16 protein-coding genes are annotated in these 19,623 nt (G+C 58.1%); 8 read left to right on the top strand and 8 right to left on the bottom strand.

Going from position 1 to position 19,623, the window contains the following annotated elements; translation table 11 throughout:
• Positions 1-2: 2 nt before the first annotated feature.
• A complete protein-coding gene (locus tag HYPDE_RS08535) occupies positions 3-887 on the bottom strand; it encodes a TIGR01459 family HAD-type hydrolase (protein WP_041321044.1) in 885 nt (294 codons plus the stop codon).
• A 426-nt stretch (positions 888-1,313) separates the two neighbouring features.
• On the opposite strand from HYPDE_RS08535, the gene HYPDE_RS08530 reads away from it, so the two are divergent.
• A complete protein-coding gene (locus tag HYPDE_RS08530) occupies positions 1,314-1,718 on the top strand; it encodes a hypothetical protein (RefSeq protein WP_015598021.1) in 405 nt (134 codons plus the stop codon).
• 243 nt (positions 1,719-1,961) lie between these two features.
• Positions 1,962-2,339 (top strand): hypothetical protein, encoded by a 378-nt coding sequence (locus HYPDE_RS08525; protein ID WP_015598020.1) that lies wholly within the window; start codon positions 1,962-1,964, stop codon positions 2,337-2,339.
• A gap of 84 nt (positions 2,340-2,423) precedes the next feature.
• Here HYPDE_RS08525 and HYPDE_RS08520 read toward each other — a convergent pair whose 3' ends face one another.
• Positions 2,424-2,840, bottom strand: a complete 417-nt coding sequence (locus tag HYPDE_RS08520) for a dihydrofolate reductase (RefSeq protein ID WP_015598019.1) — start codon at positions 2,838-2,840, stop codon at positions 2,424-2,426.
• A gap of 298 nt (positions 2,841-3,138) precedes the next feature.
• On the opposite strand from HYPDE_RS08520, the gene HYPDE_RS08510 reads away from it, so the two are divergent.
• Entirely contained in the window at positions 3,139-3,669 is a 531-nt protein-coding gene (locus tag HYPDE_RS08510) for a c-type cytochrome, methanol metabolism-related (RefSeq protein WP_015598017.1), read from the top strand.
• A gap of 10 nt (positions 3,670-3,679) precedes the next feature.
• Here HYPDE_RS08510 and HYPDE_RS08505 read toward each other — a convergent pair whose 3' ends face one another.
• The 6 genes from HYPDE_RS08505 to HYPDE_RS08480 all read right to left on the bottom strand — a co-directional run bounded on the left by HYPDE_RS08505 (position 3,680) and on the right by HYPDE_RS08480 (position 13,665).
• A complete protein-coding gene (locus HYPDE_RS08505) occupies positions 3,680-5,104 on the bottom strand; it encodes a coniferyl aldehyde dehydrogenase (protein ID WP_015598016.1) in 1,425 nt (474 codons plus the stop codon).
• A gap of 406 nt (positions 5,105-5,510) precedes the next feature.
• Entirely contained in the window at positions 5,511-6,749 is a 1,239-nt protein-coding gene (locus HYPDE_RS08500; RefSeq protein WP_015598014.1) for a response regulator, read from the bottom strand.
• Complete coding sequence (locus HYPDE_RS08495; protein WP_015598013.1) at positions 6,730-9,369, bottom strand: ATP-binding protein; 2,640 nt, start codon at positions 9,367-9,369, stop codon at positions 6,730-6,732. The genes HYPDE_RS08500 and HYPDE_RS08495 overlap by 20 nt, the downstream gene beginning before the upstream one ends.
• Before the next feature lie 4 nt (positions 9,370-9,373).
• Positions 9,374-10,771, bottom strand: coding sequence for a class I SAM-dependent methyltransferase (locus HYPDE_RS08490; RefSeq protein ID WP_015598012.1), 1,398 nt, complete (start codon positions 10,769-10,771; stop codon positions 9,374-9,376).
• 109 nt (positions 10,772-10,880) lie between these two features.
• Positions 10,881-12,032, bottom strand: coding sequence for a response regulator (locus HYPDE_RS08485; protein ID WP_015598011.1), 1,152 nt, complete (start codon positions 12,030-12,032; stop codon positions 10,881-10,883).
• Positions 12,033-12,264: 232 nt separating this feature from the next.
• Positions 12,265-13,665 (bottom strand): glutamine synthetase family protein, encoded by a 1,401-nt coding sequence (locus HYPDE_RS08480; RefSeq protein ID WP_041320217.1) that lies wholly within the window; start codon positions 13,663-13,665, stop codon positions 12,265-12,267.
• A 471-nt stretch (positions 13,666-14,136) separates the two neighbouring features.
• On the opposite strand from HYPDE_RS08480, the gene HYPDE_RS08475 reads away from it, so the two are divergent.
• The 5 genes from HYPDE_RS08475 (at position 14,137) to HYPDE_RS08455 (ending at position 19,617) form a co-directional block, all read left to right on the top strand.
• Positions 14,137-15,249: a polyamine ABC transporter substrate-binding protein gene (locus HYPDE_RS08475; protein WP_015598009.1), complete on the top strand. Its 1,113-nt coding sequence runs from the start codon at positions 14,137-14,139 to the stop codon at positions 15,247-15,249.
• A gap of 91 nt (positions 15,250-15,340) precedes the next feature.
• Complete coding sequence (locus tag HYPDE_RS08470) at positions 15,341-16,543, top strand: ABC transporter ATP-binding protein (protein ID WP_041320215.1); 1,203 nt, start codon at positions 15,341-15,343, stop codon at positions 16,541-16,543.
• Between the two features lie 9 nt (positions 16,544-16,552).
• The gene (locus HYPDE_RS08465) at positions 16,553-17,458 is read left to right on the top strand and encodes an ABC transporter permease (protein WP_015598007.1); all 906 of its coding nucleotides are present in this window, start codon (positions 16,553-16,555) and stop codon (positions 17,456-17,458) included.
• Entirely contained in the window at positions 17,455-18,279 is an 825-nt protein-coding gene (locus HYPDE_RS08460; protein ID WP_015598006.1) for an ABC transporter permease, read from the top strand. Before HYPDE_RS08465 ends, HYPDE_RS08460 begins: the two co-directional genes overlap by 4 nt.
• A gap of 54 nt (positions 18,280-18,333) precedes the next feature.
• Positions 18,334-19,617 (top strand): NAD(P)/FAD-dependent oxidoreductase, encoded by a 1,284-nt coding sequence (locus HYPDE_RS08455; protein WP_015598005.1) that lies wholly within the window; start codon positions 18,334-18,336, stop codon positions 19,615-19,617.
• The last annotated feature ends 6 nt before the right edge of the window (positions 19,618-19,623 follow it).

Here is a 19,623-nt window from a genome sequence, read left to right as displayed (position 1 = left end):
GTCTACCAGGCGAGCTCGGCCATTGCGCCGATGGCAGGCGGGGAGCCCGGTACAAAAAGCTCTTCGAGGCGTTTTGGCGACAGGCTGATCTCATCCATCGTCTCGTGACGGTGGATGCCGGACGCAATGAACAGCGCATCGCAGCCGAAGTTCTCCGCACCCTTCATATCGGTGCGGAGCGAGTCGCCGATGACGAGAATTTTTTCGCGCGGCACATTTTGGTCGCGCAGCGCCTCGGCCTTCGCATGTGCCGTCTCGTAGGTGTTGAGGTGAGGCTTGCCCGCCCAGAAAACCGCTCCGCCCATATGTGCGTAGAGATCTGCAATGGCTCCAGCGCAATAGAGCAGTGTTCCTCCCACGTCGACGACGAAATCGGGATTGGCGCAAATGAACGGCAGGCGGTGCTGCAATGCTTCCGCGAGAAGGCCGCGATAGTCGTCTGGCGTTTCGCTGCGGTCGAAATTCAACCCCGTGCAGATAATCGCTTCAGCATCCGCCAGCGGAACGGATCGCGCCTTGAGGGCGCTAAATAGAGCCTCATCACGATCCTGCGGGCCGATGCAATAAAGGCGCTGAAAGCCGCGTTCGTCGAGATGGGCGAGCGCGATATCGCCCGACGACACGATGTCATCCCACGCCGACCGTGGTACGTGGCGCGTTTCAAGCGTCTCAGCGACGCGATGTTTTGGGACGGGAGCATTCGAAACCAGAATAACCGTGCCCCCGCCGTTGCGAAATTTCTCGAGCGTTGCGCAGGCGCCTTCAAATGCTGTCAGGCCGTTGTGAACGACGCCCCAGACGTCGCAGAAAATCACATCGTACCGTGCCAGAAGCGGCGCAGCGTGGGAAAGGGTCGGGGGAGGTGGGGAGGTTTTCAACGACGGCAAAAGAAGCCTCTTGCCGGTCTCAGCCGGCCTCACGATCAATGCGGTTAAATGAGAAGCCGCGGATCATACGATCAGCAGCGCGACGGATGAGCCATTAACCTTCGTCGCCTGCATTATCAAGCAAGTTCGTGCGGATCGATAGTGCCGATATCGGCGCCCGCTCAGACCCTTGGAGTATTGCCGTGGTCACGCGCGTGAGGTCGCGCATTCACGCAGATGTGCGCTATCGACGCCTTACGTTTTCGTATGCGAGCCGCGTCATCGCTTGCCGTTTCTTTTATCGACGCCACATCGAACGCAGGGAGTGCGGAGTGATCGGCGAGCCTCCTTGGGAGCCGGAGGTAGTTCGATCCGAGGCCGCCCACGGAGTCTGGTAGGTGCCAGCTGCGGAAATCGCTAAGTAACTAAGTTAAGAGAGATATCGCCATGTTGAAAATCCATGCTTCCCCCTATGAACGGCCGGTCGCGATATTAAGCGGCATGCTCCTCGCGACGCTTCTCGCAAGCGGCGCCGCGCTCGCAGCCGCGAGCACGACCCCGGCGTCCATCATCGCCATGAGCCAGAAGCCCAAGAGTGATGCGGTCTCGATCACCTACGCATATTTACCACAGGATGGCACGCTTGCCGTTTTCCCGGTCGGTTCTTCCGGAAAAATGGGGCCTGCGCCCGTTGGTAAAGTCACGTTGACTGCCGGCGATCATCGCGATGTGAGCGTTTCGCTCAGTCCTCTTCCTAAGGCAGGCGCAAGGCTTGAAGCGGTGATCGAACACGCGGGTCAACCGCTCAAGAATTCCGGAGACCGGGCGGAACGCACATTCAAGATTCTCTAGGATTTGTCGGATCGGCCCGGCGCGATTGCGCCGGGTTGCCGAGCGGTAAAAGAGTGCGCAAAACTGCGAGCTCAACGGCACGTCCAGTGTCGCGTGCGCTTAGTTGTGCGCTGAGGCTAACTCGATAAGTCCCGCCATATCTGTGCTGTCGATTACGATTTCGCACATGTCGTGGCGCCGTCGATCTTTATTTTGCCACTAGAATCACGAGGTTTCATCCTGGGTTCTAGGAGCGCGAAATACATGACTCGAATACATCAGAACGTTGATGAAATGCTCGTCCGTTTGACGGAAGAGTCACATGGCGAGATGGAGTTGATCCGGGCCCTTGGAGATGCGATCCGCCGCGTCGATGAGCAATTGCTCCGTGAAGTGCGTAATGTGACGATCCAGCATGAAATGCGGCGCGAGGCGATTGTCGGCGAATTGCAGACGCTTGCAACGCGTCTTTGTGCATTACCGGCACGGAACGCGGCGCGGGCGACGGTTGCGGCTATCGACCAGCCGCGATCCTATGAGCATCCCGAAGTCGAAAGCACGACGGGCGGCGCGGATTGGCGGGAGGCGGCGCAGAATATCAACGACGATTTCGAATTTACATTCCAGGAACAAAGGCATTGATTTTCGACGTTACGAAGGTCGTACCGATTTGACTTTATGAGGGGTGATGCATTGCATCGCCCCTTTTTTCTCGCCCGGGAAGTTTCAGTGTTGCTGCCGGTCGCCGCACGTCAACCACAGAGGGTTAAACCAGCGATCGGCTGGGCCGTCGTAGGGAAGGCGTGTCACGTCCCAATGGCTGACGTAGCGCGCATAGATATCCCACACAGACGGACCGCCGCCGATGAAAACAACGCGGCCGGCGTACTGCTTCAGCGTCTCCTCAGGGTCCATGTGTGAGCGAAGAACTGCGATCGTTCTGTCGGCAAATGCGAATTTAGGGACACTTGCAATGGTCTTTGGACCGGCAAGCAGAACGTGGCCGCGGGTGATGTCGAAGAAGCGCGCGACGTCGGCAACATATTCGGGTTCCGAATTGCCTTCCCACGGCAGAACGCCGTTGAGGCCGAGTTGTCCCGACCGGCCGATTGCACAAATGACCCTGACGACTGTCTGTTTCACGAACGAAATCCTCTGCCCGAAATGGACCTGCCGCGCCGTCCTCTGACGTGCACCGGACCGGTGTCTTTTTTGCTGACATTACAAGAAAGTAAATAGCCAATTTGGGAACCAAGCTTGTCGCCCGTGCGTCGCTTTATGGCGAGGTCGGCACACTCTTTCACTGGCCGTTCTTCGTAACGATTGATCTACCCGCCATTCCGGACCTTTCGCGGTTCGGCGCAACACCTGTCAGCTTCTCATGCACTCCTTCGAGCAGCCCGCTCGATGTCGCAAGTGCCTACGCTACGGAGAGTTCAGAATGACATCGCATAAGATTGATTGGCGTTTCGCACTTCTGCTTGGCGTTCTGCTGATTGGTATCTCGGGCGTTGCTGAAGCGGCCATACCGGCATCCTCAAAGGCGGTTAAAGAGGAGGGAGGCAAATATTTCGACGCCAAAGGAGACCCGACCTACAAGATCGGCCCGGACGGCAAGGTCGATTGGTACACGTTCTCCGGTTTTCGCCGCTACAACGGAACGTGCGACGTCTGCCACGGGCCGGACGGAGCGGGTTCCAGTTTCGGGCCTGATCTGACGAATTCGCTCAAGTCGCTGAGCTATTCCGACTTCCAGGCCATCGTTTCCGGCGGCAAGCAGGACGTCAACACGGCGCAGACGCTTGTCATGCCGGCGTTCGGCACGAACAAGAACGTGATGTGCTATCTCGACGATATCTACATCTATCTCCGCGCGCGATCCGACGGAGCGTTAGGGCGCGGGCGCCCTCAGTCGCATGAAGAAAAATCGAAAGACGCGACCGACTTTGAAAATAGCTGCATGGGGCCATGAGGCCAAATGATCACCATAGCATATATCGGATCGCGATATCCGTCAGACGATTGAAGGGCGGATGAAACAGGCCGCCGAGATTCCAACGTGATTGCTCGAAAATTCCCTTGGCGTGGCTGAAGGATTTGAATCCTTCTGGCCCGTGATAAGCTCCCATGCCGCTCGCACCGACGCCGCCGAACGGGAGATCGTTCTGGACGTAATGCATCAATGTATCGTTGACCGTGACGTTGCCCGACGTCGTCCGTTCCAGCACTTTGCGGCGGCTTTCGCAGTCGCCGCCGAAATAATAGAGCGCTAGCGGCCGGGGCCGGTCATTGATGAAGTCGATCGCTTCGTCGACGTCGCGGTAGGTTACAATGGGTAACAGCGGCCCGAAGATTTCTTCCCGCATGATGGCCATTTCGCCTGTTGCACCGAGGATCGCGACGGGAGCAAATTTCCGATTGTTACCGCGAATGAGTCTACTCGGGGCGACTTCGATCACGCGTGCACCTTTCTTTTTGGCATCGCTGATAAGGTCGCGCAGCCGGTTCAGATGGCGTATGCTGATAATCGAGGTGTAGTTGTCGCTGCCGATCCCGTCGGGATGGAGCTTGGCGACGGCATCTCTGTAAGCGTCGAGAAATGTCTCGGCGTGCTCGTCCGGCACAAGAACGTAGTCCGGAGCGATGCACGTCTGTCCTGCGTTGGCAAGCTTGCCATAGGCAACGCTCATCGCAGCTGTTTCGATGTTCGCATCGGAGCCGATGACGGCCGGCGATTTTCCCCCAAGTTCCAGCGTCACTGGAACGAGGTTCTCGGCCGCCTTCTTCATGACCAGCCGTCCGACCGATGTGCTGCCCGTGAATGCCAGGTGGTCGAAGGGAAGGCTTGCGAACGCCGCGCCGACGTCGGGTCCGCCGGTGACGACGGAAACTTGGTTTTCCGGATAGAGATCCTGCAGCAGCTGCTTCAGGAAAGCGGTCGTCGCAGGCGCCAGCTCAGAGGGCTTCAACATCACACGATTGCCCGCAGCTAGCGCCGTCGCAAGAGGCATCAGCGCCAGCGACAGAGGATAGTTCCAAGGCGATACGATGCCGACGACGCCGAGGGGTTGATAAACGATGCAAGACCTTCCTGGTATAAAATGCACAGCGACGCGCCGACGCTCCGGGCGCATCCATTTTTTCAGATTGCGTCTCAGATAATTGATGGTCTGGACGACGGGCACCAGCTCCATGATCCGCGTTTCATAAGCGGATCGATTGCCGAAGTCGGCGTTCAAGGCTTCTTCGATCTCTTGCCGCCGCGCCAGCACGGCGGCCTTCAATTTGTCGAGGTCGGCCTTCCGCTGGGCAAGAGGAGGCGGTCCATCGTGACGAAATGCAGCCCTTTGCCTCGACAGAATCCCGCTAAGCAGGAACTCGTCTTTGAACAGAATGTGGGCTGTCATTAAACCCTGCCTCCCGTGCAGGTAGTGGGAACGGCCCGTAGCCACACCGGACTACACGCCTTCGCGGCTAACATGGGCTCCCTCGATGCAGCGGCGCTTGCTCCGCTTTAACATGCTGGAGTTCGGACGCAAGCTGCTGGACACCCTGCGATGCTGATAGCGAATTCCGGCAAAGCGCCGGCGTCCATCATCAAATGCTCGCGGGCAGGGTCACTGGCCATTTGGCCATAGCTAGGCAGCTAATGCTCGGGATTTGCATTCGCAAGGGGGCGCATCCATGGACGTTCTGCCGCGGAACAGGCGTATATGGCCAAATTTTGCACCGCGAGCTTGAGATGGCAGCGCCTGATATCCGCCATAGTGCGAGGAACAACAGAACGGGCGGAGCGCGATCTACACGGGTCCGTTATGCCGCGATATCGAGCGTTCCGAGCACCCACCTCTCATAGTCGCTGCTTAGATCCTCGATCCACTCCGTGGGGAATACGGCGGGTTCGTTGCCCTGGGTCGCGCGCATCGGGAGGTTCACGTGGATCTGCTTGTAACCGTTTTCCATCGGGGGAGAACTGACACTGCCGCCGAGATGGCCGATGGCAAGCGCCACTTTGAGAAAGTCGCTCGCGCTCTTCGGCGTGACCTGCATGGCGGGTGTGAAAAGCACCGAATCCTGCAATGCCTTGCCCGGCTCGCAATTGCGCGTTTCGAGGTGAACGCCAGCTTCGCCTTTATCGTTTCGCGTTATGTTAACTTGCAGAGTGCTTCCCGGAGCCGCCCAGCGGCTCGCCGGTTCCATCAGTCTTTGCAGAATGGATTGGACCACGAAGGGGCTTGCCGCGACGACGATCGAATCCTCGTCGCTTGATATTCTGACGTGTTTTTCGCCTTGCTCTTCATTGATGCTGTCCGCACAGGCGCTGGCAATAGCGACAAGGTCTGCGCTGGCGCCTGCGTCGTTGCTCGCAAAAAGCGCGCGGTCCATGAGATCTTCGGTCAGGTTGATGGCGCGTTGCGTCTCGTCGACGGGAATGCGCCAATGATCCTGAACCCTGAGTTGCGACCATTGCTTCCGAACGATCGGGCGCCAGCAGGGTTCTGCCAGCGCATCCTTCAGATAATGGTACATGGTCAGCGGCGCGTTGTTGTAGGGCAGAGTTCCCGCCATGACGGCTAAACCGTTCATACGGTCGCGGAGAAGCGTCCGATGCAGTGCGCTGAGCTTGTCGCGCAGGAGTAGGTCGTATTCGTTCTTCAAGAGAAAGAACGTGATGGCTTGATCGATCTCCGCTTCGAGGACGCGCAGATCCCACGGTTTCGAAATGTAACGAAGGATTTCGCCCTTGTTGACGGCGTCGATCGCACTGTCGAGATCGGCGTAGGCCGTCGTCAACATGCGGATGATGTCGGGGCGCTCGTTTCGGATACGATTAAGTAGGCTGACGCCGCTGCGGCCAGGCATGCGCTGGTCGGTGATCACGAGACCGATATTGTGATTGCCTGAGAGAACGAGAGCCTCGGCTTCGTCGGCACTCGTCGCGGTCAATACGTCGTATTTTGTGCCGAATGCTTTTTTGAAATACTTTACCGCCTGCGGCTCGTCATCAACGATCAAAATCTCGATAGGCTGATCAGTGCGAAACGAGTCCATGAGGGACCTGGTCTTCTTTCTCTGACGAAAGGGGTAGATTGAAACGGAACTCGGTCCACTCTCCAGGGGAACTCTTAACACTCAATGAACCACCGTGATTCGCTATGATCCGGTGGCTGACGGCCAATCCAAGACCCATTCCTTCGCCCACGTCCTTAGTCGAGAAGAACGGATCGAAGATCTGGCTCTGGATTTTGGGGTCTATTCCCGTGCCGTTGTCGCGAACTGAAACGAAAAGTTCCTTTCCCTGAACCCACGAGCTGATGCGGATCTCGGGTTGGCGTTGTTCCTCGACCGTCCGGACGGCGGCAACCGCGTTGGCGATGAGGTTGACCAAGACCTGCGAGATCGTCGATTGCGATCCAAACACCGTACCGTTCTGGCTGATGTCTCGGGTTATGTTTATTCCATTCTGAACGTGTGCCGTAAAACGGAGCGCATGGTCGATTGCAGACTCGATGGGGAACGGCCGTGGGTGCTCGGGCTTCTGCGGCGCCGTAAAGCCCCTGAGATCGGTGACGACTCGATGGATGCGGTCGTAGCCGGCCTGAATATCCTTCATGGTATCCGCGGTGTCGGGGTCGCCCTGAATGGTCGGGTCGCGGGCCGCGAGCTGCAATGCCGTTCCCATGAAATTCAAGGGATTGCCGATCTCGTGTAGCAATCCTGCCGCCATCGTTCCAAGCGCGCTAAGTCTGGCGTTCTGCACGAGCGCCGCCTCTGTTTCACGCAACTGTTGCAGGCTGTCTTTCAATTCGACGTTGGTGCGTTGCAGATCGCGCTCCAGTTGCGCCGCCCGGATGAAGTTTGCAATGCGCGAGCGCACTTCAATTCCGCTGAACGGCTTGATGAGGAAATCATCGGCGCCATTCTTCAGAGCGACAATCTTGGCTTCTTCATCGGCACGGGCAGTAAGAACGATAATCTTTATTGCACGCGTTTCTGGGCGCTCCTTCAAAGTGCGGCAGACTTCGAGACCGCTGACGCCCGGAAGCATGATGTCGAGAAGGATGAGGTCGGGCGTCGCCGACCGTGCCTTCTCAAGCGCGCCGATCCCGTCTTCCGCTTCGATCACGCGATAGGATTCTCGCAACATCGTCACGAGATAGCGCCGCATGTCCGGCTCGTCGTCGACGACCAGCAGGAGCGGCAGCCCAGTGCGCGTATCAGGAGGCGAAACGTCGGCGGCCGCAATACGGCGGCCCGGAGCCGGTTCTTCCTTGGCCAACGCCCGCGCCGACGCCTTGCGGTCGAATGCGCGCAATGGGTCATTGGCCAGCCGATCGGGGGATGCTTCCGATTGACCGAGCAACTGCTCGGAATTGTGCTCGACATGAGGAAAGCGCAACACGAATGTCGTGCCGCGCCCGGAGTCGCTCGATACGGCGACGTCGCCGCCGTGGCGCGTGATCAATTCGCGGACGAGCGCCAGCCCGAGACCCAGACCCTGGTGGCGCCGCGTGGCAGAGCCGTCGACCTGATAGAACCGATCGAAAATGTGGGGGAGTTGTTCCGGTGGAATGCCGATGCCGGTATCGGCGATGCGGACAGTCACCATATTGCCTTCGTGCGCGGAAGCGACGTCGATCCGTCCCTCGGGCGGCGTGAACTTGATTGCGTTCGCGATGACGTTTCCGACGATCTTTTCCAGCGCATCGGGATCGGCGTCGATCCAGAGATCGCCTTGCGGCTCTTCGAGATTGAGGTCGATGCCCTTCATTGCCGCGAGGTGCTTCATTGAAGCCGTGGTATGGCTGAGAAAATGCGCCATATCGATGGGCTTCTTGACGAGTGAGGCGCGGCCTTCCTCAAGGCGAATGAGGCCGAGAATGTCGTTGACGAGACGCAGAAGCCTGAAGGCGTTGTTTTCAATGACGTCGAGCAGCTCTACTGCCGTGCCGCCCAATGACGCCACGTCGTTCTTCAACTTTTCCACAGGGGCCAGAATAAGTGTCAGAGGCGTCCGGAGCTCATGGCTGACGTTTGCAAAAAACTGCGACTTGAGACGGTCGAGGGCGGACAGTTCCTGATGCTGTGCTGCGAGTTTGTACTTCAACTGGAATTCGTTGAAGCGACGCCGATAGTTGAAATGGACGGCGGTGACGGAAATGATGCAAGTGAGAACAAGGAAATAGAGGTTGTTGAGCAGCGCGTTCGTTTGATCCTCGGAGTTCGGAACGAACGAGCACCCGACGATGTAGATGACGAGCGTTGCGATGCACAGCAGCGTCGCTTCGAACGGCTGCATGGGAGCAAGAACGCCGACAGCGAATAGGATGAGGAAGAGGCCCGTATAATAGGTCGATGCGGCGCCGTCGGTAATGCCGATTATCACCGAAATCCCTGACACGGCGATAAGAATGCCCACCATGGTGAGATAGCGAACGTGGGCCGCAGTCCTATCCCAGAAATGCAAAGCATAAATGGCGGCGATCAGTCCGGCCGAGACGAGCCGGATAACGGCCAGGGTTTGAAGCTTATCGGCGTAAGTCACCCAATCGAGCAGAATTCCGACCGGGAAAAGCACGATGCCCAGGATGGCGGCAACTTTCGATTGCCTTAGTCGAAGCTCATGCTCCTCGGCCTCGAAGGCGCGCCTCAGGTCATTGCTGTCATTCATGCTATCAGGCGAGCGGTTTGTCGATCTCCAGGAAAACGTTGATACCTGTTTCGTCTCTATAAATCTTTAGCGGCTGAAGACCGGATGCGAGCCTTTCCATATCGGATTCGTCGCGCAGCATCAGGTGCCATTCCGAGACGTGTTCCATCAGCCCTTTAACGGGATTGGAGGAATGGACGTTGGTGACGATGACCCGACCGCCCGGTTCGCACCACTGATAAAAGAGATGTACCAGTTTGGCGCAGACGCGATCAGAAAGGTAATCAAAGAGGCCAGCGCAATAGATGACATCGTAAGTCTTGCTGGCAGCAGGCAGCTCGATGGCTTGCCGGAGCAGTTCCTGGACGGTTTTCAGGATGTAGGTGACTTTGGGCGGACTGTCCTGCTTGTCGGTGATGGCCTCGATTTGCCGTTTCGCAAAGTCGAGTGTCTCGGCGTTGAAATCGAGAAGATCGAACGAAAATCGACGGGCTTCCTTGTTCTTTGAGAAGAATAGCTGCAGTTCGTGAGCCGGGCCACATCCGACGTTGAGAATGCGAACCTGCTTATCCGCGGTGGCTGCCTCTTCGGCGACCTTATTCAGCATTTTTTCGAGCAGGAATATTCTGTTGCGGTGGGCCTCGGCAGGGCAGGTGTCGAGCAGCCAGTCGTTTATGATCTGACCATAGGTCGTCTTGCCGCTCCGCTCCTTACGGAACATCATGTTGACCATCTCGTAATCGCCGGCATAGCCGAGCGGCTTTGAATAGACGCGGTTGAAGAAGGGCGACGCCATCATCAACGGCAGTAAATCGCGTTGCGCCAACTGCTTATGATTTTCGACCTCGTCCGCGTCGAGTCGGCGACAGGCGTCTTCGAGTTCCATGATAAGGGCCGTCAGGCGCGGCATGACCGCCGCCTTTACCTCTTCGAACCTTGCGGCGTCGAGGGCTGCATGGTTGGGGCCGAACTCGCCTTCCAACGCCAGGTCGACCTGATCCAGCCGGAAGCTGAGGTCGGTCAGAAAGGATCTGAGGTCACCAACCTTGAGCTGGTAATTGGGGTCGAGCTTGTTGACGCGCTCCCACTCTTCGACGAAGCGCGCGACTTCCGACGTCAGGCCCGACGGTTCGGAGATGGTCGCGTCGAGGGCCGACCATTCGTTGACCAGCGTCGCCGAGATGACGACGAGAATGCTTGTCGTGACGACGCCGGTGACGACGGCGTCGCCCTCGTAAACCATATTTTTGCCGCGGCGGACCCGAAGGTCGCTCAGCACCTCGCTCGTCTGGATCGGCGAAAACGGGTTATAGATCTCGAAGACGATGTTTCGTCGTGAGAGCTTGCTGAGCGTGCCTCGTACGATTGTCCCCTGACTGCTCCTAAAGGAGACCGTGCGGTCGATATTTCGCTCGATACGCAATGATCCGCTCCCATTCCTGTCGATGTGGCCTGTAGGATCAACCTTACCACGATCGTCCAGTTTTGGGGCGTCAGATTAATATCTCGTTTAGATCGTTTCTTAGCTTTCGTTAATGACTGGAGCGCGCCGCCTCGCTCTGCACGCGCGGCAGGCATATCGACGCAGTTTCGCTGCCTTGGACGTTGTCACTTGAAAACAACAATTCTCCGCCAAACGCCCAGAGCGCGCTTCGGTTGATGCGTTCGACATTGTGCGCCGTCCCGTCCGCACGCTCAGTCTTAGCGATTGTAATCCTGACTTCGTTGCAATCGGAGCCCGGCACGAGCGCAATCGCGATGCCCGAACGGTTGCCTTGAAGGCGTTCCGTTGCACTCTGCAACAGGTTCGAAAGCACGAAAGTCACGACCTGTTTCGGGATGCGGTACTGGAAATCGTTTCGGGCGTCGAGTTCTATGAGTTTACCGCTGGAGCGACGGCCAATCTTATCCAGAGTCTCCGAAGCCGTTTCAGCCATAGAATAGGACACTGTCCCCACAAGGTCGGAAAGGCTCTCGCTCAGGGCGGCTATCGGCTCGGCAAGGGCCTTGCAATATTCGACATCGCGATGAATCTGATTAGCGGCGGCAGCAAGCTTGCCCTCGCGGTATCGCGCCGGCCAAGCCGCGGCCTGCGATGTTCCGCACAGCATCTGCAACATGGGTTGCATCCCGGTGAGGGTTGAGATTTTCAACGCCTCGGATTCGAGCGATTCGAGAGGCCGCGCGAGCTCCCGGGTGAGGACCGCCAGCAATTCAAGGCTCGCGTTGTGGGCGTCGGAGCGTTGATCGTTGCCGCAAGACAGCGCAGCCGTTTCGTTGTTTGCTGGTTCGACATGCAGCGCTTCTTGCATTGCGGCGCACAACTCGTCGAGGTCCCAAGGCTTCGGGACGAAGCGGTGGATCGCGGCGCCGTTGATTGCCTGCTGCAGGTCAATATTGGCGTAGGCGCTCGTCAAGATACGCACGGTCGACGGCCACGATTTCCGGACGTCGCTCAGGAACGAGACGCCGCTATCACGCGGCATGCGCTCGTCGCTGACGACGACGGAGATTGCGTCGCCTTCCGATTGAAGGATCTTCAAGGCTGCTTCGGGCGTATCGGCGGTCACGACATTGGCGTATTTGCCAACCGACGCTTTGAAATATTTGAGCGACAGTGGTTCGTCGTCGACAAAAAGAATCGTCCCGGCGCGGCCCATTTCTGTTGCCTGCTTCACATCCATTTTAAGATCCGCCTCTCGTCCTGACTTGGTGCGGCACTTCAAAATTGCGCGCCAATGGGCTTGGTGGGCTGCGCTATCAAGTGATAGTCCAAGCAATTTGAATCAATGCTTCATCGGTTGCGATTTTGAAGATAATCCGTCGTAAGATTAAATATTCCTATCCGCATGCCCCGATGCGAGACATCGTGGCGCGGAATGCCGATCCTACCGGGGGAGCCGGATACCCGATCCGTCAAACGCTCAGCAGCAGATGCTCCCGTTCCCAGGGGCTGATGACCCGCATGAACTCTTCGAATTCGCTTCTCTTCAGCGCCAGATAGACGTGGCAGAAGCGCTTGCCGAGGACTTCGTGCAGCAGGTTGCTTTCTTCGAACGCCGTCAAGGATTCAAGCAAACCGCGAGGTAATTGACGGTCGTTGCGATAGGCATTTCCGACGACGGCGGGGCGCGGCTCGATGGCGTTCTTCATTCCGAGATACCCGCAGGCGAGGCTCGCCGCGAGCGCCAGGTAGGGATTGGAGTCGGCGCCGGCAAGACGGTTTTCGACACGGCGGGCGCTGTCGGGGGATATCGGAATGCGCAACCCGGCCGAGCGGTTGTCGTAACCCCACTCGACATTGATTGGCGCTGCGCCGTTCGGCACGAGGCGGCGGTAGGAATTCACGTATGGCGCGATCAAACACATCGCGTTCGGAAGATAGGTCTGCTGTCCGCCGAGAAAGTTGAAAAAGAGCTTGCTCGGCTCGCCGTTGCCGAGGGTGAAAATGTTCTTGCCGGTCTTGATGTCGACGACGCTCTGGTGAACATGCATGGCGCTGCCCGGTTCGTTGGCGAGTGGCTTCGCCATGAACGTCGCGTAGCAGTTATGCGTGAAGGCGGCTTCGCGGATCGTGCGCTTGAAGAGAAAGACCTGATCGGCAAGGTCGACGGGATCGCCGTGTAGCAGATTGATCTCAAGCTGAGCTGCGCCGCCTTCCTGAATGATCGTATCGATCTTCAGATATTGGCGCTCGGCGAATTCATAGATGTCGTCGACGATCTTGTCGTATTCGTCGACTGCACCGAGGCTATAGGCTTGCCTGCCGGCGCCAGGACGCCCCGACCGGCCCGTCGGCGGTTCGAGCGGATAATCGGGATCTGGGTTCGTCTTTGTCAGATAGAACTCGAGTTCAGGCGCAACGACCGGCCGCCAGCCTTCCTGCTCGTAAAGCTCGATAATGTGTTTCAAGACGTTGCGCGGAGCGATCTCGACGGGAGCGCCGCTTTGCCATAGCGCATCATGGATCACCTGAGCCGTCGGGCTCGACGCCCAGGGGGCCGGCCGGATCGTCGAAAGATCCGGCACCATCATCAGGTCACTTTCGGCATAGAGCTGCTGGCCGTCTTCCTCGAAGCCCACATAGTCGCCGGTGATCGTCTGGTGAAAGATGGAGATCGGCAAATGCACGGCATCGAGCTTGACGAATTTTTCCGCGGGCATCGTCTTGCCGCGCGCGACGCCGGCGATGTCGGGGACGGCGCAATCGATCTCTTCGATACGGTGCTGGCGGAGCCAATGGCGGAGCGTTTCGGGCGTCGAGCCGACGCCGAATTCGCCGTCCTCGCTGGGCGTCCCTCCAAGTGGGGCAGTCATGGTGGCACCTGGGTGTTCTTTGATTGAAACGGCGTCGAATGACAATCGCCATTAGAGCCGCCAGGATACGCATCGCAGAGAAGTACCTCTGCCGATCATCGTTCCCGTGGGCTTAGAGAATAGGACAGCCGACAAGCTTAACCGAGGCCTGTGCCGTCCAATCCTATAGTCATCATAAATGTCTCCGAACCTCAAGGCGACGGGACGTCCGTCAACCCGATAAAATTACATGTTCGGCGTTCGGATCGCTTGACGTTTAACGGCGCCCATTCCAGAGCCGCGGTGATCTTGGAATAGGCAAGGCGCTGTCGGGTTCGCTTTGCCGCAAGGATATTGTTGTGCTTCGCATTTTTCCTGCGCAGAATAGTCGGCGTTAGTCAGGGCCGTGTGACACGGCATGTTCCCGCCCTCTATGGCGGGGTTGTCGAGCGCAGGGTCGGGCTAGGGCACACCAGTCCGTGGAGAAATCCGATGTTGACGTTCGGGAAGGCGGCGCGGTGCGCCGTATATGCCGCTGCAATTGTTGTGGCGGCGGTCGCCGGCCAGCCTGTACAGGCGGCGGATAAGGAAGTCAGAGTTTACAATTGGTCGGATTATATCGACCCGCAAATCCTCAAGGACTTTACTAAAGAAACCGGGATCAACGTTGTTTACGACGTTTTCGACAGCAACGAGGTCCTCGAGACAAAGCTGCTTGCCGGGGGAAGCGGATACGATGTGGTGGTGCCCACGGGACCATTCCTGTCACGTCAGATCGCTGCCGGCGTTTTTCAAAAGCTCGATAAATCGAAGCTGCCGAACCTCGCCAATATGTGGCCTGAGATCATGAAGCAGCTCGCGATCTATGATCCGGATAATCAGTACGCGATCAATTACATGTGGGGTACGACCGGGATTGGCTACAACGTGGCCAAGGTCAAGGAGCGCATGGCCGATGCGCCGGTCGATTCATGGGACTTGGTGTTCAAGCCTGAGATCCTGGCGAAGTTCAAGGATTGTGGTGTCATGATGCTCGATGCGCCGGACGATATTCTCCCGGCGGCGCTCAATTATCTTGGCCTCGACCCCAACAGCAACAAACCGGAAGATATCGAAAAAGCCGGTGCGCTTCTTGAGAAGGTTCGTCCCTACATCCAGAAGTTCCACTCCTCCGAATACATAAACGCACTCGCCAACGGCGATATCTGCATCGCGGTCGGCTATTCGGGCGATATTCTGCAGGCACGCAGCCGCGCTGAAGAAGCCAAGAACGGTCAGGAGATCGCATACTCGTTGCCGAAGCAAGGCGCGCAGATGTGGTTCGATGAAATGGCCATTCCGGCCGACGCGAAGCACCCGGAAGAGGCGCACATCTTCCTCAACTATATGATGCGGCCCGAGGTGATCGCCAAGGCATCGAACTATGTGTCTTATGCGAACGGAAATCTGGCGTCCCAGAAATTCCTAGACGATACGGTCAAGTCGGATAAATCCGTCTATCCCGACCCCAATACGATGAAGCGGCTGTTCGTCAAGACATCCTACGATCCGAAAACGCAGCGTGTCGTCACGCGGACGTGGACGAAGGTCGTGACGGGTCAATAGCTCGGTGCCATGGGGCTCGATCGATGATCGGGCCCTTTTTTGATTGCGCCAATTTCTTTCACCCAGCAAGCTCAGCCCGAAGGATTGCGGTATGACGGTGGCAACTGCCAGTGGGGCGAAGCAAGGCGGGCCTGGAGCGGGTCCACAGCGGGCCGGCCCGCGCACAGCGGCACCGCAATCGGGCTTTGCGCCCTGGAAGGATCCGGCAAAGTCGCCGATCGTCCGTTTCGAAAACGTCACCAAGAAATTCGACGACTTCGCCGCGGTCAAGACTGTGACGCTCGATATCTTCGAGCGCGAGTTCTTTGCGCTGCTCGGGCCGTCCGGCTGCGGTAAGAGCACGCTGCTTCGCATGCTTGCGGGTTTCGAGAGGCCAACGGAAGGACGCACCATCGTCGCCGGGCAGGACATCACGGACCTGCCGCCTTACGAGCGGCCGGTCAACATGATGTTTCAGTCTTACGCGCTGTTTCCGCATATGACGGTCGAAGGAAACATCGGCTTCGGTCTTCGCCAGGAAGGCATGGCAAAAGACAAAATCGCCGCGCGCGTCGATGAAGCGATGGCGATGCTGGAGTTGCGCCCCTTTGCCAAACGCAAGCCGAACCAACTTTCGGGAGGCCAGCAGCAGCGCGTCGCGCTGGCGCGCGCCATTGCGAAGAAACCTCGCATCGTTCTGCTCGACGAGCCCCTGGGTGCACTCGACAAGAAGCTCCGACAGCAGGCGCAGTTCGAGCTGATGCGTATTCAGGAAACGACGGGCACCACGTTCATCATCGTCACGCATGATCAGGAAGAAGCGATGACGGTTGCGAGTCGGATTGCCGTTATGGACAAGGGCGAACTCGTGCAGGTCGCGACGCCGGGCGATATCTACGAAAATCCGAAGACGCGCTATATTGCCGGCTTCATCGGTGACGTGAATGTGTTCGAGGGCAAGGTTTCGGCCGTTTCCGACGGTTGCGTCGAAATCGACGCCAACGATGGATACAAATTCAAGACGCGAAGCTCCGAGCCCGTTGCCGTCGGCCAGCAAGTATGGCTGGCGCTTCGGCCCGAGAAAATCCGCATCGCGCACGAGCAGCCTGCAAGCCCGATCAACGCTATTCCGGGCAAAGTGGAAGATATCGGCTATCTCGGTTCGATCTCACATTATCATGTGCGCACCGCTCCCGGAGAGCGCGTGACGGCGCTCCGTGCGAACGCGGCGCACGCCGTCGAACGGACGATCAACTGGGACGAGAACGTGTGGCTCGACTGGCCTGTCGATGCGGGCGTGGTTCTAACGCGGTAGGGGTTTGAGATGGGAAACCCGAACTCCGCCAACCTCCGGCGCTGGTACGTGATTGCCGCGCCTTACTTCTGGCTGCTGCTGTTCTTTCTCGTCCCGTTTTTCATCGTCTTCAAGCTATCCCTATCGGACTCGGCCATTGCCATTCCGCCTTATACGCCGACGTTCAACTGGAGCGATGGCATTACTGGCTTTCTCTCGAAGCTCGATTTCGAAAATTACAAGTTTATTTTCAGCGATCCGCTTTATGTCAACGCCTATCTATCCAGCCTCAAGATCGCGACGGTCGCGACATTCCTGACGCTGCTCGTTGCTTATCCGATCGCCTACGGGATGGCGCGTGCGCCGAAAGCGTGGCAGCCGACGCTGATGATGCTGGTCATCCTGCCGTTCTGGACCTCGTTCCTGATCCGCATTTACGCGTGGATCGGCATTCTGAAGAAGGAAGGGTTGCTGAACCTGTTTCTGATGAATTGGGGAATCGTCAACGAGCCATTGAGTATTTTGAATACGACGACAGCCGTTTATATTGGCATCGTTTATTCGTACCTGCCGTTCATGATCCTGCCGCTTTACGCAAGCCTCGAAAAGATCAGCCCGACGCTGCTGGAAGCGGCGGAGGATCTCGGCTCGCGGCCGTGGAAGGCATTCTGGCAGGTGACGTTCCCACTGTCGCTGCCCGGCGTGCTCGCGGGCTGCCTTCTGGTCTTCATCCCGGCCGTCGGCGAGTTCGTCATCCCCGATCTTCTCGGCGGATCCGAAACGCTGATGATCGGCAGGACGCTGTGGAACGAATTCTTCAACAACCGTGATTGGCCGCTGTCGTCTGCAGTTGCCGTGGTGCTTTTGCTCGTCCTGATCGTGCCGATCGTCTTCTTCCAGCGTCAGCAGCAGCTCGAGCGGGAGGCGGGACGATGAGAAGCCGGTTTTCCTGGTTCAACGCGACGTCGATTACGCTCGGTTTTGCGTTCCTCTACATTCCGATCTTGCTGCTCGTTATTTACAGCTTCAACGAGTCCAAGCTCGTGACTGTGTGGGGTGGCTGGTCGACGAAATGGTACGCCTCGCTCCTGCAAAACACGGCGCTGAAAGAAGCGGCGTGGGTTACGATCCGCGTCGCGTTTCTCTCGGCGACGGTTGCGACCGTGCTCGGCACGCTTGCGGCGATCACGCTCGTTCGGATGGGGCGCTTCCCAGGACGGACGCTCTTCTCCGGCATGATCTTCGCACCTCTGGTGATGCCTGAAGTCATCACCGGACTGTCGCTGCTTTTGCTGTTCGTCGCCCTCAACATCGATCGCGGTTTCTGGACCATCACATTGGCTCACATCACGTTCACGATGTGCTATGCGGCCGTCGTCGTTCAGGCGCGCCTGCAGGATTTCGACAAGTCGGTCGAGGAAGCGGCGATGGATCTCGGCGCGACGCCGGTCAACACGTTCTTTCAGGTGACGCTGCCGATCATCGCGCCTTCGGTCATTTCGGCATGGCTATTGTCGTTCACGCTGTCACTCGACGATCTCGTGGTTGCGAGCTTCACGACCGGGCCCGGCGCGACCACGCTGCCCATGAAAATCTACAGCCAGGTGCGCCTCGGGGTGACGCCCGAGATCAACGCGATTTCGACGATCCTGATTGGCATCGTCACTGTCGGCGTTCTCGCCGCGGCATATTTCACAAAAAGGCGGACGGAACGCGAAGAACGCGAGCGGCGCATCGCCTTCGGGGCCACGGATTGATGGATTTCTTTAGGCTTGGACGATTTGTACTGCCGCGCAAAGCAGGCTAATCGTGTGGCCGTGACGGCTCAAGATCACACCAAATCCTATTACGCGGCGACCGCGAACGACCGGACAAGCTATCCGGCGCTCGAAGGCACGGTCAGAGCTGACGTATGCATTATCGGCGGCGGTTTTTCCGGCGTTGCGACAGCGCTGACGATGGCCGAGCGTGGGCGTTCGGTTGTGCTTCTCGAAGCCAACTGCATCGGCTGGGGTGCTTCTGGCCGCAACGGCGGCCAGATGATCGGCGGCATCAGCGGCGAAGCGGCGATTGAGCGACAATTGGGCAAGGCGGGCGCCAAGCTCGTGCGCGACATTCGCTATCGCGGCCATGAGATCATCGAAGGGCGCATCGCAAAATACGGCATTGCTTGCGATCTGAAGCACGGCTGGATGGAGGTTGCTGCGAGGCCGCGTCACATGATGGCCATTCGTGCGCATTTCGAGGAGCGGGTTGCTGAAGGCGAAGGCCAACATCTCGAACTCGTCGAGCCTCAGGATTTGCCGTCCATACTCGGCACATCCGTTTATTACGGGGGGTTCATAGATCGCCGCAGCGGTCACTTGCACGGGCTCAATCTCTGTCTCGGGGAAGCCCGCGCCGCGGCGAGCCTCGGCGTCAGGATTTTCGAAGATAGTCGTGTCGTCGCGCTCGAAGGCGGCGCCAAGCCTTGGGTACGAACGGAGCGGGGGCGCGTCGAAGCCGGCACCGTCGTGATCGGCGGCGAAATCTTCGACCGGTTCGGCCAGTCGCGGCTCAAGGGTCTGATGCTGCCCACGGGGAGCTACATCATCGCGACCGAGCCGTTGAGCGAGGCCATCGCCGCTGCGATCAATCCGCAGGACCTTGCGGTTTGCGATAGCAACGTCGTGCTCGATTATTATCGGTTGTCTGCTGATCGCCGGATGTTGTTCGGTGGGCGGTGCAACTATTCGAACCGTGACCCGAAAGACATCGGTGCGTCGATCCGGCCCCGCATGGTTTCGATTTTTCCGCAGATCAAGGATGCGAAAATCGATTTCGCGTGGGGCGGGCGGATCGCGATCGTGATGAACCGCGTGCCGGTGATCGAGCGTCTGGCGCCGAACCTCTATGTCCTGCAGGGTTATTCAGGTCACGGCGTCAACGCCACGCACATCGCGGCGGAGATCGTTTCGGATGCGATCTGCGGCGTTACCGAGAAGTTCGATCTTTTCGATCGCATCCGGCACACGCGGTTGCCGCTCAGCGACTGGTTCGGCAATCAGATGCTGGCGCTCGGGATGCTCTATTACCGCCTGCGCGATCTGCTTTGAGACGTT

Origin of the sequence: Hyphomicrobium denitrificans 1NES1 (assembly GCF_000230975.2) — a bacterium.
GTDB classification, from domain to species: Bacteria; Pseudomonadota; Alphaproteobacteria; order Rhizobiales; family Hyphomicrobiaceae; genus Hyphomicrobium_B; species Hyphomicrobium_B denitrificans_A.
The sequence above is the reverse complement of the archived record's forward strand: the minus strand, read 5'-3'. Positions and strand labels throughout refer to the sequence as shown.

Coding starts and splice junctions, on each gene's coding strand:
- HYPDE_RS08510 (WP_015598017.1), top strand. CDS start 3,139: ATGACATCGCATAAGATTGATTGGCGTTTCGCACTTCTGCTTGGCGTT.
- HYPDE_RS08500 (WP_015598014.1), bottom strand. CDS start 6,749: ATGGACTCGTTTCGCACTGATCAGCCTATCGAGATTTTGATCGTTGAT.
- HYPDE_RS08525 (WP_015598020.1), top strand. CDS start 1,962: ATGACTCGAATACATCAGAACGTTGATGAAATGCTCGTCCGTTTGACG.
- HYPDE_RS08475 (WP_015598009.1), top strand. CDS start 14,137: ATGTTGACGTTCGGGAAGGCGGCGCGGTGCGCCGTATATGCCGCTGCA.
- HYPDE_RS08465 (WP_015598007.1), top strand. CDS start 16,553: ATGGGAAACCCGAACTCCGCCAACCTCCGGCGCTGGTACGTGATTGCC.
- HYPDE_RS08505 (WP_015598016.1), bottom strand. CDS start 5,104: ATGACAGCCCACATTCTGTTCAAAGACGAGTTCCTGCTTAGCGGGATT.
- HYPDE_RS08495 (WP_015598013.1), bottom strand. CDS start 9,369: ATGAATGACAGCAATGACCTGAGGCGCGCCTTCGAGGCCGAGGAGCAT.
- HYPDE_RS08460 (WP_015598006.1), top strand. CDS start 17,455: ATGAGAAGCCGGTTTTCCTGGTTCAACGCGACGTCGATTACGCTCGGT.
- HYPDE_RS08480 (WP_041320217.1), bottom strand. CDS start 13,665: ATGACTGCCCCACTTGGAGGGACGCCCAGCGAGGACGGCGAATTCGGC.
- HYPDE_RS08470 (WP_041320215.1), top strand. CDS start 15,341: ATGACGGTGGCAACTGCCAGTGGGGCGAAGCAAGGCGGGCCTGGAGCG.
- HYPDE_RS08530 (WP_015598021.1), top strand. CDS start 1,314: ATGTTGAAAATCCATGCTTCCCCCTATGAACGGCCGGTCGCGATATTA.
- HYPDE_RS08485 (WP_015598011.1), bottom strand. CDS start 12,032: ATGGATGTGAAGCAGGCAACAGAAATGGGCCGCGCCGGGACGATTCTT.